Annotated in this window: 3 protein-coding genes; 2 read left to right on the plus strand and 1 reads right to left on the minus strand. The window is 60.0% G+C overall.

The genetic code is table 11. The features are described 5' to 3' along the window. Together ppsR and WAZ62_RS06610 are read left to right on the plus strand one after the other, a co-directional pair. On the plus strand, nt 1–802 hold an 802-nt coding region (gene ppsR / locus WAZ62_RS06605), incomplete at its 5' end, for a posphoenolpyruvate synthetase regulatory kinase/phosphorylase PpsR (protein WP_422642720.1). A gap of 18 nt (nt 803–820) precedes the next feature. Next, nucleotides 821–1,498, plus strand: a complete 678-nt coding sequence (locus WAZ62_RS06610) for a TonB family protein (RefSeq protein WP_422642721.1) — start codon at nt 821–823, stop codon at nt 1,496–1,498. A 37-nt stretch (nt 1,499–1,535) separates the two neighbouring features. On the opposite strand, the gene WAZ62_RS06615 is transcribed toward WAZ62_RS06610, so the two are convergent. Next, nucleotides 1,536–1,866 (minus strand): GlcG/HbpS family heme-binding protein (locus WAZ62_RS06615; RefSeq protein WP_422642722.1); only part of this gene is annotated, 331 nt, incomplete at its 5' end.

Consider the following 1,866-nt stretch of genomic DNA (forward strand, 5'->3'; position numbering starts at 1 on the left):
CTTTGTCTCGGATGGCACCGGCATCACCGCCGAAACCTTTGGCCACGCCATCCTGAACCAGTTTGAAGTTGACTTTCGTCGGGTCCGACTGCCCTTTACCGACACGGTGGACAAGGCGCACCAGGCCGTGCGGCAAATCAACCAGGCCGGCGCGCTTGAGGGTAAAAAGCCACTGGTTTTCACCACCTTGGCCAATGAAGAGGTCATGGCCGTCATCAGCCAGGGATGCCATGGCATGCTGATGGACATGTTTGGCACCTTTGTGCACCCACTTGAGGAGGAACTGGGCATCAAGTCGAACCACCGCATTGGCCGCTTCAGCGATGCCAGCAAAAGCAAGAAATACCAGTCCCGCATTGATGCCATCAATTTTTCACTGGATCATGACGACGGCCAGTCACATCGCGACCTGGCCCGTTCTGACGTGATTCTGGTGGGGGTCAGTCGCAGTGGCAAAACACCCACCTCGCTCTATCTGGCCATGCAATACGGACTCAAGGCCTCGAACTACCCGCTCATTCCGGAAGATTTCGAGCGGCAAGATTTACCACCCGCGCTCAAACCGCATCATAAAAAACTATTTGGCCTGACCATCCAGCCCGAACGTTTAAGTGAAATTCGCAACGAACGCCGGCCGCACTCCAAATACGCGTCTTTGGCCAATTGCCGCCATGAAGTCAAGGAAGCTGAAGCCATGATGCGCCGCTCAGGGATCAAGTGGCTGTCCACGACCACCAAATCGATCGAGGAAATTGCAACCACCATCCTGCAGGAGTTGCGCATCGAACACATGACCTATTAAGCATTGGGGAACCGGGTTTTGTGGCGCAAGGTCTGTCTGATTTCGGGCGTGCTGGCTGGGCACGTGGCACTGCTTGGCTGGCTCCAGCTCGCACCCCATCATGACGGGGTGGTCGCGCCGGCCCTGCGCTTCCAGCTGGCACCCACCGCCCCACCCCTTTGGCCAGCCGCGCCCGTGCCATCGGCCAGCCCCACGCGGCCAGTCTCCAGCAAAGTAAAGACATCAAGCCTGGTTGCGGCGCAAAAACAAACCGAAACAGCCAGACCCACGGCAAGCGACGCGCCGGTTTCGACCCCCGCCACCAACCTCACGACAGGGCTTGGGATCACTGACAAAATCGGCGAGGTGGCCAACGCACGCAGCGCGCACACGGGTGTAGCAACCCTGGCCCAAGCAACGCCGGCCACGCCAGTCACGGTCTTGCCGTCCAGCAACGCCGATTATCTGAACAACCCTGCACCTGCCTACCCCGCCATCAGTCGCAGGTTGGGCGAACAGGGCAAAGTGGTGATTCGGGTACTTATTGACAAGGACGGCAAGCCGCAGCAGGGGGAGATCGGTCAATCAAGTGGTTACACCCGCCTCGACCAGGCCGCCTTGCACGCCGTGATGGCGTGGCGTTATGTGCCCGGCCGGCGCGACGGCACGGCGCAGGACATGTGGTTCAACGTCCCCATTCATTTCGCGCTGCAATGAGCGTCCGGGAGGGAGCTCCGGGCCAGGGCAAAACCACTCAGAGCGCGGCAATGCCGGCACGGGCAATTTGGGCATCTTCCGTGGACTTCACACCACTGACACCCACCGCACCCAGACAGACGCCGTCCTTCACGATCGGCACGCCACCCTCAAGCATGCCGCCAATGGCAGGCACGCTCAGAAAAGAGCTTCGGCCACCGTTGATCACATCTTCATAAGCTTTGCTTTCGCGACGCCCCAAGGCCGCCGTGTGCGCCTTGGCGGGTGCAATGTGCGCTGAAAGGGCTGCTGCGCCATCCAGACGCTGCAACCAGAGCAGATGGCCACCGTCGTCCACCACAGCGATCGTCACCGCCCAATTGTTTTGC

The sequence above is a fragment of the Zavarzinia sp. genome, assembly GCF_049306435.1.
GTDB lineage: Bacteria > Pseudomonadota > Alphaproteobacteria > Zavarziniales > Zavarziniaceae > Zavarzinia.